15 protein-coding genes are annotated in these 14,126 nt (G+C 65.2%); 6 read left to right on the top strand and 9 right to left on the bottom strand.

Annotated features, from left to right (window positions below; all coding sequences use genetic code 11):
- Positions 1-91: 91 nt before the first annotated feature.
- Positions 92-859 carry a ParA family protein gene (locus tag ACREB4_RS17350; protein ID WP_431589494.1) on the top strand — a complete coding sequence of 256 codons (768 nt, stop codon included), beginning with the start codon at positions 92-94 and terminating at the stop codon, positions 857-859.
- A gap of 124 nt (positions 860-983) precedes the next feature.
- Here the strand turns inward: ACREB4_RS17350 and ACREB4_RS17355 are convergent, their stop codons facing one another.
- The gene (locus tag ACREB4_RS17355; protein ID WP_431589495.1) at positions 984-1,835 is read right to left on the bottom strand and encodes a PA4780 family RIO1-like protein kinase; all 852 of its coding nucleotides are present in this window, start codon (positions 1,833-1,835) and stop codon (positions 984-986) included.
- Positions 1,836-1,912: 77 nt separating this feature from the next.
- Here ACREB4_RS17355 and ACREB4_RS17360 point away from each other — a divergent pair, with 77 nt between their 5' ends.
- A complete protein-coding gene (locus ACREB4_RS17360; protein ID WP_431589496.1) occupies positions 1,913-2,431 on the top strand; it encodes an N-acetyltransferase family protein in 519 nt (172 codons plus the stop codon).
- Between the two features lie 6 nt (positions 2,432-2,437).
- On the opposite strand, the gene ACREB4_RS17365 is transcribed toward ACREB4_RS17360, so the two are convergent.
- A complete protein-coding gene (locus ACREB4_RS17365; protein ID WP_431589497.1) occupies positions 2,438-3,322 on the bottom strand; it encodes an HDOD domain-containing protein in 885 nt (294 codons plus the stop codon).
- Between the two features lie 110 nt (positions 3,323-3,432).
- Between ACREB4_RS17365 and ACREB4_RS17370 the strand changes: the two genes are divergently transcribed.
- Both ACREB4_RS17370 and ACREB4_RS17375 read left to right on the top strand, forming a co-directional pair.
- Positions 3,433-4,026 (top strand): chalcone isomerase family protein, encoded by a 594-nt coding sequence (locus tag ACREB4_RS17370; protein ID WP_431589498.1) that lies wholly within the window; start codon positions 3,433-3,435, stop codon positions 4,024-4,026.
- 31 nt (positions 4,027-4,057) lie between these two features.
- Complete coding sequence (locus ACREB4_RS17375) at positions 4,058-4,996, top strand: tRNA dihydrouridine synthase (protein WP_431589499.1); 939 nt, start codon at positions 4,058-4,060, stop codon at positions 4,994-4,996.
- Here the strand turns inward: ACREB4_RS17375 and ppk2 are convergent.
- From ppk2 to ACREB4_RS17390, 3 genes are all read right to left on the bottom strand, one after another.
- Positions 4,993-5,808: a polyphosphate kinase 2 gene (gene ppk2, locus ACREB4_RS17380; protein ID WP_431589500.1), complete on the bottom strand. Its 816-nt coding sequence runs from the start codon at positions 5,806-5,808 to the stop codon at positions 4,993-4,995. The two genes, ACREB4_RS17375 and ppk2, sit on opposite strands and share 4 nt — an antisense overlap.
- A 55-nt stretch (positions 5,809-5,863) precedes the next feature.
- Positions 5,864-6,970 (bottom strand): PA0069 family radical SAM protein, encoded by a 1,107-nt coding sequence (locus ACREB4_RS17385; RefSeq protein WP_431589501.1) that lies wholly within the window; start codon positions 6,968-6,970, stop codon positions 5,864-5,866.
- Between the two features lie 90 nt (positions 6,971-7,060).
- A complete protein-coding gene (locus tag ACREB4_RS17390) occupies positions 7,061-7,747 on the bottom strand; it encodes a YkgJ family cysteine cluster protein (RefSeq protein ID WP_431589502.1) in 687 nt (228 codons plus the stop codon).
- 215 nt (positions 7,748-7,962) lie between these two features.
- Between ACREB4_RS17390 and rpoH the strand changes: the two genes are divergently transcribed.
- Positions 7,963-8,892, top strand: a complete 930-nt coding sequence (gene rpoH / locus ACREB4_RS17395) for an RNA polymerase sigma factor RpoH (protein ID WP_431589503.1) — start codon at positions 7,963-7,965, stop codon at positions 8,890-8,892.
- 42 nt (positions 8,893-8,934) lie between these two features.
- Here the strand turns inward: rpoH and pgi are convergent, their stop codons facing one another.
- Positions 8,935-10,575: a glucose-6-phosphate isomerase gene (gene pgi, locus ACREB4_RS17400; RefSeq protein ID WP_431589504.1), complete on the bottom strand. Its 1,641-nt coding sequence runs from the start codon at positions 10,573-10,575 to the stop codon at positions 8,935-8,937.
- Positions 10,576-10,596: 21 nt separating this feature from the next.
- A complete protein-coding gene (tal, locus tag ACREB4_RS17405; protein ID WP_431589505.1) occupies positions 10,597-11,556 on the bottom strand; it encodes a transaldolase in 960 nt (319 codons plus the stop codon).
- Positions 11,557-11,656: 100 nt separating this feature from the next.
- Here tal and zwf point away from each other — a divergent pair, with 100 nt between their 5' ends.
- Entirely contained in the window at positions 11,657-13,117 is a 1,461-nt protein-coding gene (gene zwf, locus ACREB4_RS17410) for a glucose-6-phosphate dehydrogenase (protein WP_431589506.1), read from the top strand.
- A gap of 4 nt (positions 13,118-13,121) precedes the next feature.
- Here the strand turns inward: zwf and ACREB4_RS17415 are convergent, their stop codons facing one another.
- Both ACREB4_RS17415 and ACREB4_RS17420 read right to left on the bottom strand, forming a co-directional pair.
- On the bottom strand, positions 13,122-13,409 hold the full coding sequence (locus ACREB4_RS17415; protein WP_230178972.1) for an STAS domain-containing protein: 288 nt from the start codon (positions 13,407-13,409) through the stop codon (positions 13,122-13,124).
- Between the two features lie 4 nt (positions 13,410-13,413).
- Positions 13,414-14,094, bottom strand: coding sequence for an MlaC/ttg2D family ABC transporter substrate-binding protein (locus ACREB4_RS17420; RefSeq protein WP_431589507.1), 681 nt, complete (start codon positions 14,092-14,094; stop codon positions 13,414-13,416).
- Positions 14,095-14,126: the final 32 nt, after the last annotated feature.

Here is a 14,126-nt window from a genome sequence, read left to right on the forward strand (position 1 = left end):
CCCCGCCACGCCAATCGCGTTGACCGACATCGCCAAGCCGCCATTGGTGCAGTGCACAATGCGAGTTCAATCCAGCAACAGGGTCCGGACCATGCGCTACGTCGTGTTCAACCAAAAAGGTGGTGTCGGCAAATCCACCATCACCTGCAACCTGGCCGCCATCAGCGCGCAGCAAGGCCTGCGCACCCTGGTGGTCGACCTGGACCCGCAGGGCAACTCCACGCATTACCTGTTGGGCGAAACGCTGGAAGACACCCCCAACCTGGCCGAGTTCTTTGACCAGACCCTGAAGTTCAGCGCCCGCCCCAAGAGCACGGCCGATTTCGTCGTGGCCACCCAGTGGGACCACCTCGACCTGATGTGCTCCAGCCCCGAGCTGGAAGAGCTGCAAAGCAAGCTCGAATCGCGCCACAAGATCTACAAGTTGCGCGATGCCCTGGCCGAGCTGGACGAAGCCTACGACCGCGTCTACATCGACACCCCACCCGCGCTGAACTTCTACACGCGCTCGGCCCTGATCGCCGCGCAAGGCTGCTTGATCCCCTTCGACTGCGATGACTTCTCACGCCGCGCCCTGTACGCCCTGCTCGACAACGTGAAGGAAATCCAGGCCGACCACAACGCCGACCTGAAGGTCGATGGCATCGTGGTGAACCAATTCCAGCCGCGCGCCAACCTGCCGCAGAAGCTGGTGCAAGAGCTGATCGACGAAGGCCTGCCCGTGCTGCAGCCCTACCTGAGCGCCTCGGTGCGCATCCGCGAATCGCACCAGCAGACCACGCCCATGATCCACCTGGACCCGCGCCACAAGCTGACCCAGGATTTCGTGGCCCTGCACGACAGCTTGCGCGCCAGTTGATTGGCGACACATTTAACGCGGTTCGCTTCGTGGACGGCGACACCCGCTCCAGCCCCTTCTTGTGCGGCGCCCCCCAGGCCGAGCTGGGCGGCACGCTGATCTCGACCTACAAGGACAACTGCCCTTACTGAGGTGGGGTCTGAAGCCGCAGCCTGCGGGCGGCTTCTTCTGCTTTCGCGTCGTCGATCTCGCGCATCACCGCGCCGAGGTCGACGGCTTTTTCACTTCTGGCGAAGTGGCCTGTGAGCTCCACCTCGGGGTGCAAGGCGCCGGCTTCGTACAAGGCCCATATTTCGCGGCCGTAATCGGTGGTCAACAGTTCGGGCGCGTATTGCCCGAAGTAGTGGCGCAGATTGGCCACGTCGCGCTCCAGCATGCCTGGCGCGTGGTTGTTGCCAGCGGCGTCCACCGCTTGCGGCAGGTCGATGATGACCGGGCCATCGGCGGCCACCAGGATGTTGAATTCCGACAAGTCACCGTGGACCACGCCAGCACACAGCATGCGCACCACTTCCTTCACCAGGGTCTGGTGGTAGTCGCGGGCCAGTTCGGGCGTGAAAGCGAGGTCGTTCAGGCGTGGTGCGGCATCGCCATCCGGGCCGGCCACCAATTCCATCAACAACACCCCTTCGTGGAAGTTGTAAGGCTTGGGCACGCGCACACCGGCGGCGGCCAGCCTGTAGAGGGCGTCGACCTCGGCGTTCTGCCAGGCTTCCTCTTGCGCCTGGCGCCCGTAGCGGGTACCTTTGGCCATGGCGCGCGCCTGCCGGCTGTTCTTGGTGCGGCGGTTCTCGGTGTAATCCACCGCCTGCCGAAAGCTGCGCTTGTTGGCCTCCTTGTAGACCTTGGCGCAGCGGATGTCGTCGCCGCAGCGCACCACGAAGACCATGGCCTCCTTGCCACTCATCAATTGGCGGACCACCCCATCGATCAAGCCATCTTCAATCAGCGGTTCCAGTCTTTTGGGGATTTTCATGGTCCGCATTGTGCGCCGCCCGGATGCGACGACAATCTCGCTCCAGAACTCCTCCGCTCAACAACACAAAATCTGTCATGTCCCGATATCAGGTTCGCCCCGCCATTCCCCGCGATGCCATGGCCATTGCCGACATCTACGCCGCCGCCGTGCAGGCTTCCTACAAGGATCTGGTGCCCGACGAACTGCTGAGCACGCTCTTTGCCAGCAAGCGCCAGGGCTATTGGCGCGAGGCCATCGAGATGGGCGAGCCGCAGATCCTGGTGGCGTTCGAGGGTGAACAAGTGGTCGGCTTCGTCGGTTACGACCGCTCGCGCGATCCCAAGACCCCCTCCACGATGGGCGAGATCTGGCAGATCTACGTCAACCCCGCGCTGTGGTCCACCGGCGCCGGCCTGGCGCTGTGGGATGGCGCCCGGGACGGCCTGGAAGACGAAGGCTGCACCCACGTTTCGCTGTGGCTGCCCCTGCGCAATGAACGCGCCCTGGCGTTCCACGAAAAAGCGGGCTTCAAACGCGAGCTGAACACCGCCCAGACGGTGGACGTGGGCGGCGTGAAAATCGAAACGATCCGCCTGAAGCGGGCCATCGGCTGAGCGTTTTCAGCCCAGTTCCAGCGTCTCCATGACCTCGTCTTCCCAGACGTCGAGTTCGTCCGCCGAGACCTGCAGCCACTCCAGCGCCTTGGCGCCGTAGGCCGTCCACTCCTTCTCCGGGGGCAAGCCCTCTTGCAGTCGCAGCAAGTGGTCGGCCAGCAAACCGGCGGCGACCAGGGTGTGCACCTCGGGTTCCGTGAAGCGGTCGCCCAGCGCTGACAGATCGTGGTGCTGCCGGATCGCGGCCATCAGGACGGGCGACAGGCGCCACACCCGGGCCACCAGCGCGCCCACCACAGCGTGGTCCGTGCGGTGGTTGGCGTTCTCGGTGGCCACATAAGAGCGATCGACGCGGGCCTGGGCTTCCACCATGGTGCCCACGTAGCCCTTCACGCTTTGCATCATCACCGGCAGGCCCACGTGGCAGAACAGCCCATAGGTGTAGGCCAGGTCGGGTGACATCCCCGGCAAGCGCTTGGCGATGAAGGCCATGGCCAGGGCACGCTGCGTGGCGCGCTCCCAGAAACCCTTCAAGTGCTGGCTGGAAATGCGGATGGCGTTCTGGGCCAGGAAGCCGGTCATGATCGCCGCAGTGTCGTTCAAACCCAGGCGGTTCATGGCCTGCCCGATGGTCTGGACGGGCTGGCCGCTGGCATACAAGGGTCCGTTCGCCGCCTTGAGCAGCGTGGCCGACATCGCCACGTCGCTGGACGCGATGCGCGCCACTTCGTTCAGATCAGGTTCGTGAAGCGCCATGGCCTGCTGCAGACGGCTCAACAATTCCGGACAGGGCGGGATGATGATGTGCTGCAACGGCCCCTTCACCCTGGCCTGGTCGATCTCTCGCTGAATGGCAGAGGTGCGCGTCGGCGCCAGATCGGTGGTCGTCATTGAAAAGGCCCGGGAGTGATGTCACTCAGGGGGTATCGGTCGTTTATCCTGAAACTGAAGAGGGAAAAACCGCCGTTACACGAAACCGCGACACTGCCATGATGAGCCTCATGAAACACCCTCCCTCCTGGCAACGCTGGGGCCTGGCATGCTGCCTGGCCGTGGCCAGCGCCATGGCCACGGCCGAGCCCCCACACGAACTGGAAGGCGTGCCCATTGACGACAGCGCCACGGTGGCAGGGACCAAGCTGGTGCTCAATGGGGCGTCCATCCAGAAACGCGGCTTTTTCAAGACCAACACCTTGGCCCTTTACCTGATCGAAAAACGCCACACGCTGGACGAGGTCGTGAAGCTGTCGGGGCCTAAGCGCGTGCACTTGGTCATGCTCCGCGACGTCAAGGGCTTCCTGATCGCGCGCCAGTTCCTGACCGACTTCGCCGCCAACGCCACCGAGGTTGAAGCCAATGCCCTGAGCGCCGAGGTCGAGCTGATCGCCGACGGCTACGCCACGATCGACATGCTGCACAAAGGCGATGCCGTGGTCATCGACTGGGTCCCCGGCCAGGGCATCGTGTCCACGCTCAATGGCCACTCCATGGGGCCCGCCCACGACAACCAGTTGCTGTGGGACGTGTCCCTTCGGCCGGTGATGGGCAAGCAGGCACCGCGGGAGCTGCGCGAGCAATTGCTGGACACTCAGTGATCCCGCCAAGGGGTCCGTACACTACGGCCCCATGACCATCTTGCTCGCGCCCATGGAAGGCCTGCTGGACTTCCCGCTGCGCGACATCCTGACCCGCGTCGGCGGCATCGATCGTTGCGTGTCGGAGTTCATCCGCATCACCGACCAGTTGCTGCCCGAACGCGTGTTCACGCGCATCGTGCCGGAACTGCTCAACGGCGGCCGCACGCACGCCGGTGTGCCCGTGCGCGCCCAGTTGCTGGGATCCGACCCTGCCTGCCTGGCCGACAACGCCGCCAGACTGGCCACGCTGGGCCCGGCCGGCATCGACCTGAACTTCGGCTGCCCCGCCAAGGTCGTCAACCGGCATGGCGGCGGCGCGGCCCTGTTGATCGACCCCGAACTGCTGCACGCCATCGTGTCGGCCGTGCGCCGCGCCGTGCCCACCGACATGCCGGTGTCGGCCAAGATGCGCCTGGGCTACCTCGACGACTCACTGGCCGTGGAATGCGCACAGGCCCTGGCCAGCGGCGGTGCGCAAGAGCTGGTCGTGCACGCCCGCACCCGCGCCGACGCCTACCGTCCCCCGGCCTACTGGGAGCGGGTCGCCGACATCCGCGAGGCCGTGAACATCCCCGTGGTCGCCAATGGCGAGATCTGGAACGTGGACGATGCCCGGCGCTGCCGCGAAGCCTCGGGTTGCCACGACCTCATGCTTGGCCGGGGCATGGTGGTCAATCCTGGACTGGCGCTCAGCCTTGCGACACCAGGCCATCCTGGCATCGCCTGGTCGGAACTGATGCCCCTGATCGCGGTGTTTTGGCAATTGATCCAGCCCCGCGTCGAACCCCGCCACCGCGCGGGCCGGCTCAAGCAATGGCTGAATTTCCTGCGCCGCCACTACCCGGAGGCCGAGGACGCCTATGGCCGCGTTCGCACCACCAACGATGCCACCCAGGTGGGGCAGATCCTGTTTGGGGCCGCTGCCTAGTCCGTGGTGATCAAGGGAATCGGCTTGACCGGACCTTCGAAGACTTCCTTGCCTGGCTTGCCGGCCAAAGGCGGGAACTCCAACGCCTCTTCGGGCACTTGGCAGTCGGGCAGGTGGTCCAGCAGGTGCCGGATCAAGGTCAGGCGGCCACGGCGCTGGTCGTTGAAATCGACCAGGGTCCAGGGCGCATGCTTGGTGTGCGTGGCCTTGAGCATCGCATCGCGGGCCTGGCCATAGGCCTTGTACTTCTGGCGCGCCTCCAGGTCGATGGGGGACAGCTTCCAGCGCTTGAGCGGGTCGTCCAGGCGCTCGGCCAAACGTTGCTCCTGCTCGGCCTGGTCCACGGTGAGCCAGTACTTGAACAAGAGGATGCCATCGTCCACCAGCATTTTCTCGAACACCGGCGCCTGCTTCAGGAAGCGCTTGACCTGGTCCGCGCTGCTGTAGCCCATCACCTTCTCGACGCCCGCCCGGTTGTACCAACTGCGGTCCATCAGCACGATCTGGCCGCCCGACGGCAGGTGCGGCACATAGCGTTGGAAATACCACTGTGATTGTTCGACCTCGGTGGGCTTGCCCAAGGCGACCACGTGGCAGGACCGGGGGTTGAGGGTCTCGCTGATGGCGTTGATGGCCCCGCCTTTGCCCGCCGTGTCGCGCCCCTCGAACAGGATCAGCACCCGCTTCTGGCGGTGTTGGACCCACCGCGCCAGGTTGTTGAGCTCGACCTGAAGAGGCTCCAGCAAATCGCCGTAACGCTGTTTGCCCAAGCGCTCGTCTGATTTGGACCCTTTGCCTTGATTGCTGCCCATGGCGTGTTCAAGCTGGAAGTGGTGGGAGCACCTTTATAACCGCCCTGCCGGGGTCTCAGAACAAGCTGCCTTGTCGCGGCACGGCTTCGGCGCCAGGGCGTTTGAAACGGCTGGTGTCCAGCACCACCAAAGGCCGGCGCGACAGGCCATGCCGCGCAACCGCCTTGTTCACACGCTGCGCGATCAGCTCCGCCCACAGACCATGGCCCCGCATGCGGTGGGCGAAGTCGGCGTCGTAGTCCTTGCCGCCGCGCATGTCGCGGATGCGCGCCATGATGCGCGCCGCGCGTTCGGGCACGTGGTGCTCCAGCCATTCCTGGAACAGCGGGTTGACCTCCCAGGGCAGGCGAACCACGGTGTAGTGGATGGACGCGGCCCCCGCCTCGGCCGCCGCCGCGATCACCTGCTCGATCTCGGGTTCGTTCAGGAAAGGGATGATGGGCGCCACATTCACCCCCACCGGCACGCCAGCCTCGGCCAGGCGTTTGACGGTCAGCAGGCGCCGGTGTGGCGCGGCGGCGCGGGGCTCCAGCTTGCGGCACAAGGCTGGGTCCAGCGTGGTGATGCTGACCAGCACCAAGGCCTGCTGGCGCCCCGCCGCTGGCACGATCAGGTCCAGGTCGCGCTCGACCCCACTGGACTTGGTCACGATCGAAAAAGGGTGCTCGCAATCCGTCAGCACCTGCAACACGGACCGGGTGATGCCCAGTTCGCGCTCCACCGGTTGGTAGCAGTCGGTGGCCGAGCCGAGGTTGATGGCGCTGGGCTCGTAGCTGGCCTTGGCCAGTTCGCGCCTCAGGCAATCGGCCGCGTTGACCTTGGCCACCAGCCTGGTTTCAAAATCCAGCCCAGGTGAGAGGTTCAGGTAGCTGTGGGTGGGGCGGGCATAGCAGTAAATGCAGCCGTGCTCACAGCCCCGGTAGGGGTTGATGGACCACGTGAAAGGGAGGTCGGGCGAATCGTTGCGGCTCAGGATGGTCTTGGCCTGCTCGTGGGTGACCTGGGTGCGCACGGCGGCGTCCTGGCCGCCGTCCTCGCCAGCGTCTGCGGGCCAGCCGTCGTCCACCCGCTCGCGGTCTTCGCGGTGGAAACGGTGGAGGATGCGGGTGGCCGTGCCCCGCCCTTTGACGGGGGACGCCACCTGTCGGTCATCGGGGTGCATGGGGCAAGGCTGGTGTGGCACGGCCTTCGCCGCACGAGGTTGAAATACTGTTCATTTATACAGTATTTCAACGTTCATCACAAGGCTTGCTCAACCATTGAAGCCGGGCGCCGTCGCCTTCAAAAAGGCCTTCTTCCCGGATTTGAAACGCTTGGCGCAGGCCGGATCCCGCATGGCCTCCAGGAAGGCCGCCGACAAGTGGTAATCGCGGGTGTCCAGGCCCAGGGCGGTCACGGCGTTCTTGAAGCCGGCGGAGCTGCCCATGGCCGTGTCGAACAACTCCTCCACGTAACTGGTTGGCCAGGTGCTGAACGGATCATCGAAGGACTTCTGACAATTATCTTTATCCGTCGCATGGTAATTGCGGCAGACCGAGGGGCGGACCGCGTAGATGGAACAACTGTGGTCCACCAGGAAGGGACAGGTTGGCCTCAGTGTCAGGCGCTCCTGCTCGGTCGCGGCTTTTCGGGCCGCCACGTTCTGGGTGGCCCGCTGGATCACCCCGCGCAGTTGATCGGGCTTGAAATGCCGGGACACGTGGGCATGGATTTCGAGCACCTCGACCGGCTGGGCCACCACCTCGAACTGCCGGCAGCAAAAGCTGCAACCCGCCTCGCAGGCCACCGTTTGGGTCGATGCGGCCATGGCAGTGCCCAGCCTGGCCTCGTGCCGTGCATAAAAATTCACCACGGCCTCGCGGGTGCCCAGCTTTTGCAGGTCTTCGCTGGCCTTGGCGAACTCGGGTCTCGCGTGCTCCAGCATGCGTTCTTCGGACATCGGACAAACTCCTGGCTCGGACAGGCACAAACCCGCCCCGGGATGGCCCTGACCGCTTGTCGGCAATCCATCGGGCCCATGATGGCCCGAAGATAGCAAATTCTCTCCCTGGGGCGCGTTCAGCCCAGGGGAACTTTTCACTGTTTAGCACTCAAAGCAATAGAGTGCTAGTATTTCTTCTCACAGCAAAGGATGATTCCGAAAGGACGCCAAAGATGACCGCCACCGCCTTGATGACCAGCCGTGACCCCTGGACCCTCGTGCCCTCGCTGGGCAACCTGGACGCCTACATTCGCGCCGTGCAGGACATTCCCATGCTCAAGGTGGAAGAAGAGCAGGATCTGGCGCGCAAGCTGCGTTCCAATGGCGACGTCAACGCCGCCGGCCGCCTTGTGCTGTCCCATTTGCGCCTGGTGGTGTCCATCTCGCGTCAGTACGTGGGCTACGGCCTGCCCCAGGGTGACCTGATCCAGGAAGGCAATGTGGGCCTGATGAAGGCCGTCAAGCGCTTCGATCCTGATCAAGGCGTGCGCCTGGTGAGCTATGCCATGCACTGGATCAAGGCCGAGATCCACGAATACATCTTGAAGAACTGGCGCATGGTCAAGGTCGCGACGACCAAGGCCCAGCGCAAGCTGTTCTTCAACCTGCGTTCGCTCAAGCACCAGTACAAAGGCGACGCGGACGACGCCCACGTGGGCCGCATGGGTTTCAGCGAATCCGAGATCCAGCGCGTGGCGCACGACCTCGATGTCCGTCCCGAAGACGTCATCGAGATGGAAACGCGCATGTCCGGTGGGGACGTGGCCCTGGAAGCCCCAGCCGACGATGACCACGAGGGCCCTGCCGCCCCCATGGCCTACCTGTCGGACGACGCCAGTGAGCCCACCCGCGTCATCGAGGCCAACCACCGCGACTGGCTGGCCAGCGACGGCATCACGCATGCGCTGAACCAGTTGGACGACCGAAGCCGCCGCATCGTCGAAGAGCGCTGGCTCAAGGTCAACGACAACGGCTCGGGCGGCATGACCCTGCACGACCTGGCGGCGAACTACGGCGTCAGCGCCGAACGCATCCGTCAGATCGAAGTGGCCGCGATGAAGAAAATGCGCAAGGCGCTGAGCGAAGACGCGACCACCGTCTGATCAGCCCGGCGGGCTTTTGCCGCCGCCTCAGTTCTGCCGTCGTCACCGCAGGCGCCCGATGAGGGCCGCCGTGGCCGCGTCCAGGCCGGCCACGTCGCCCGAAGCCAGGCGCGGCAGCAGGGTCTTGCTCAGGGCCTTGCCCAGCTCTACGCCCCATTGGTCGAAAGAGTTGATGCCCCACAAGGCGCCACTCACGAAAGTGCGGTGCTCGTACAGCGCCACCAGGGCCCCCAGGGACTCGGGCGTGAGCTGGTCCAGCACCAGTGTCAGGCTGGGCCGGTTGCCTAGAAAGGTGCGGTGGCGCGCCAGCACATCGACCGGCAGGCTGGCCGAGGCGGTCGGCACGGTTTCCTGCGCGGCTTCGGCCTCGGTCTTGCCCCACATCAAGGCCTGGGCCTGGGCCAGGCCATTGCTCAGCAAGACCTGGTGCTGCTGCGCCATCAACGCGCGCAACTCGGGCGACCAGCTGCCCTCGTCGCGGTGTGTGGCTTGGCGCACCAGGATGAATTCCAGCGGGATGACGTCCGTGCCCTGGTGCAGCATCTGGAAGAAGGCATGCTGGCCATTGGTGCCCGGCTCGCCCCAGACCACATCGCTGGTGGCATAAGGCAGGGGGCGGCCGTCCTGGTCTACCCCTTTGCCATTGCTTTCCATCAGCAGTTGCTGCAAGTAGGCGGGCAGGCGCCGCAAGCCATGGTGGTAGGGCGAGATGCAGTGGCTGGTGTAGCCCTTGAAGTTGCGGTACCAGACGTCCAGCAGGCCCAGCCACACCGGCAAGTTGGTGTCCAGCGGCGCCTCCGCGAAATGCAGGTCCATGGCGTGGGCGCCCGCCAGCATGGCCTTGAAATGGTCGCGGCCCAGGGCCAGCGCGATGGGCAGCCCAATCGAGGACCACATCGAGAAACGGCCGCCCACCCAATCCCAGAAGCCGAAGGTGGTGGTGACGCCGAACGCCGCCGCCGCTTCCACATTGGTGGTGGTGGCCACGAAGTGCCGGGCGATGTCCTGCCCACCCTGGTCCAGGAACCATTGCCGCGCGGCTTGCGCATTGGCCATGGTTTCCTGGGTGGTGAAGGTCTTGGACGCGATGATGAACAGCGTGTGCTCGGGCTTGACCTTGCGCAGCACGGCGGCCAGGTCGTGCCCGTCGACGTTGGAGACGAAATGGAAGTTCAGGCGCGGGTGGACGAACGGGTCCAGCGCGGGCACCACCATCTGCGGCCCCAGGTCGGAGCCGCCGATGCCGATGTTGACGACATCGTGGATGTCGCCGCCGGCAGCGCCGCCCGCCGTCGCGCGGATGCCTTCCACGTACGCCAGCATCTGGTCCAGCGTTTCGTGAACCAGGTGGCTGTGCGGCGCCTGGCCTCTCGGCGCGCGCAGGGCCGTGTGCAGCACCTCGCGCCCTTCGGTCTCGTTGATGGGCTCGCCCTGGAGCAGGGCATCGCGTCGGGCCTCGATGCCGCATTCGCGGGCCAGGTCCAGCAGGTGGCGGGTGGTGGCCACGTCCCAGTGCGCGCGCGAGGCGTCCACGTGGATGCCAGCGGCGTCGAAACCGAAACGCTCGGCGCGTTGCGGGTCTTGCGCAAACAGCGTGCGCAGGTCCAAGTCGCGGCCATGGGCCTCGAAATGCCCCTTCAGGGCCTGCCAGGCCACGGTCTGGTCACAGCGCGGAAAAGTCATGCCTACTGCTCCAGCCACGGTTCAACGCTGCGCTTCGATGAGCGCGTCCAGCTTGGCCGAATCCACGGCGAAAGCACGGATCCCTTCGGCCAGCTTCTCGGTGCCCATGGCGTCGTCGTTGAGCGCAAAGCGGAAGGCGGCTTCCGACAAAGGCGGCACCGAGGCGGCGCGGCCCGCAGCATCGCCGCCCAGTTGCCTTTGCACCGGCTGGCTGGACGCGTCGGCCGCCTGCAGCTGGGCCAGCAGCTCGGGGCTGATGGTGAGCAGGTCGCAACCCGCCAGGGCCAGGATCTGGCCCACGTTGCGGAAGCTCGCGCCCATCACCTCGGTCTTGATGCCCTGTTGCTTGTAATAGGCGTGGATGCGCGTCACCGACTTCACGCCCGGATCATTCAGGCCCGCGTTGGCGGCCTCGTCCCAGGCGCTGCCGGCGGTCTTCTTGTGCCAGTCGTAGATGCGGCCCACGAAGGGCGAAATGAGTTGCACACCGGCGTCGCCGCAGGCCTGGGCCTGGCAGAACGAGAACAGCAAGGTCAGGTTGCAGTGGATGCCTTCCTGCTCCAGTTGGCGCGCGGCCTGGATGCCCTCCCAGGTGGCTGCGATCTTGATCAGCACGCGCGACCGGTCGATGCCGGCGGCCTGGTACAGGCCGATGATGCGGCGCGCACGGACCAGGGTGCCCTCGGTGTCGAAGCTCAGGCGGGCGTCGACCTCGGTGGACACGCGCCCTGGCACGACTTTCAAGATTTCAAGGCCGAAACGCACCAGCACCTGGTCGACGATGGCGTCCAGGGCCTCGGCCCGGTGAGCGGCCACCGTGTCGGCCAACAGGGGCGCGTAATCGGGCTTTTGCACCGCCTTGAGGATGAGCGACGGGTTCGTCGTGGCATCTTGCGGCGTGAACTGCGACAACTGCTTGAAGTCGCCGGTGTCGGCCACGACTGTGGTGAATTGCTTGAGCTGATCGAGTTGGGAAGCCATGAAGTGAGCTCTTGCTCTCAAATTGTTTTATCGTGGGCTTGATTTTGAATGTTTTTTGATGACAAACCGCTGCGAACCCTTTTTTACACCCCTTTGAGCCATGTCTTTTGACCTTGTTTTCTTCGGTGGCACGGGCGATCTGACATGGCGCAAGCTCATGCCGGCGCTGTTCCAGGCCTGGCGACACGGCAAACTGCCCGCGGGCGGGCGCATCCTGGCCGTGGCCCGCGACGACCGCGACGACGCGGGCTACCGCGCCTGGTTGAACGACCGCCTGCAAGAAGCCGACAGCGCCAAGCGCCCCAGCGAAGACGAGTTCGCACGATTCTCCGCGCTGATCCACTACCTGCGCATGGACTTGTCGCACCCCACCGACTACGAGCGCCTCAAGGCATGGCTCGCCGGGCGCAACGCCGACACCGTCGTCATGTACCTGGCCACCAGCCCCCACCTCTTCCCTTCGATCTGCGAGCAATTGGGCGCTTGCGGCCTGAACCATGAGCGCGTGCGCGTGGTGCTTGAAAAGCCTCTGGGCCACGACCTGGCCAGTGCCCAGGAGATCAACCGCGTGGTGCGTTCCGTGTTCTCGGAACAACAAGCGCTGCGCATCGACCACTACCTGGGCAAGCCTTCGGTGCAGAACCTGATGGCGCTGCGTTTCGGCAATGTGTTGTTCGAGCCTTTGTGGCGCCGCGAGAGCATCGCCAACATCCAGATCACGCTGGCCGAAGGCATCGGCGTGGGCACGCGCGGCGACTTCTACGACCGCACCGGTGCCCTGCGCGACATGATCCAGAACCACGCGCTGCAATTGCTGACCATGATCGCCATGGAACCGCCGTCCAGCGCGCATGCCGACGCCATCCGCGACGAAAAACTCAAGGTGCTGCGCTCGCTCAAGCCCTTCGATGCGATCTCGGTGGCGCGCGACGTGGTGCGGGGCCAGTACAAGGCCGGCAACGTCGAAGGCAAGTCTGTCATCGGCTACGTCGAGGAAACCAAGGTGCCGCCCAGCAGCCACACCGAGACCTTCGTGGCCCTGCGCTGCGAAATCCAGAACTGGCGCTGGGCGGGTGTGCCCTTCTACCTGCGCACCGGCAAGCGCTTGGCGCAGCGCCAAGCCGAGATCGTGGTCAATTTCAGGCCCACGCCGCACCCGATCTTTCCGGGGCCGAACGCCGCCAACAAGCTGGTGATCAAGCTGCAACCGGAAGATGGCCTGGAGTTGCAATTGCTCGCGGCCAAGGGCACCGTGTCGGCAGGCGCGGAGCACGAAGCCCTGTCGCCCGTGTCGCTTGACCTGGATTTCGACAAGGCCTTCCCGACCGACCGCGTGGGCGCCTACGAACGCATGCTGCTGGACGCCCTGGCAGGCCGGCTCAACCTCTTCGTGCGCTCGGACGAACAGGAGCAAGCCTGGCGTTGGGTGGAGCCCATCCTGGATGCGTGGGCGGGCAACCCCAATGGCTTGCGGCCCTACGCGGCGGGCACCTGGGGCCCGCCAGCGGCGAGTGCCCTGGTGGCGCGCGATGGCTTCGCGTGGGCGGAAGAAGAGTGCTGAGGTTTCAGACCGACTGAAGCAGCCCGTCCACGCCGTACAGGCGCGCCAGTTCCTGCAACTTTCGCGGCAGCGACTGCACCGCGAAGGCCCTGCCCTTGGCCCGGGCCATGCGCTGGCATTCCAGCAAGACCGCCAGGGCACTGGAATCGAACTGCTCCAGGGTGGAGCCATCGACGGTCAGCATGGCGGCCTCACCGGAACCCGCCGCCGCCGCGCGGTCCAGCGTCTCGCGGAACAAGCGCAAGGTGGCCCCCACCTGGGCGTGGGTCAGCACGGCGGGCAACATCAACATGGGATCAGCTCGGCTTCTTGGCGGCCAGCGCCTTGTTGCGCTCGGCCAGCTTGGCGATCAGGCCATCGACGCCCGAGGCCGACACCTCTTGCGCGAAGCTGCTGCGGTAGGTTTCCACCAGCCAGGCACCCAGCACATTGACGTCGTAGACCTTCCAGCTGTCGCCGGCTTTTTCGACGCGGTAGTCGATCTGCACCGGATCGCCCTTGCCGCGCACCAGCGAACGCACGATCACCTCGGTGTCTTCCGGGCGCGAACGCACGGGCTTGAACTCGACGACCTGGTCCTTGATCTGGGCCACGGCGCCTGCGTAGGTGTAGGTCAGCAGGGTGCGGAACTCTTCCTGCAGGCGTTTTTGCTGCTCAGGCGTGGCCTGGCGCCAATTGCGGCCGACGGCCGAGGCGGTCATGCGCTGAAAATTGACGTAAGGCAGGATCTTGGTGTCAATCACCGCGATGGCCTTGCGCAGGTCGCCAGACTGGATGGCCTTGTCGCCGCGCACCGTGCTGATCAGGTCGGCGGTGATGTTCTTGACGAAGATGTCGGCGGTCTGACCGCTCGCAGGGGCCTCGGCCGGCGCGGCGGTGGTGGCCTGCGCCAGAACGGCGGGACTGACCGAAGCCACGGCCAGCACCAAGGCGGCCGAACGCAGGAAAGCGAGGGGGAAGGTGTGTGAAATGTTCAAGATCGTCGTCCTAGCGATGAGGGTGATGCAGT

Origin of the sequence: Aquabacterium sp. (assembly GCF_050725395.1) — a bacterium.
In the GTDB taxonomy this organism is placed as follows: Bacteria; Pseudomonadota; Gammaproteobacteria; order Burkholderiales; family Burkholderiaceae_C; genus Aquabacterium.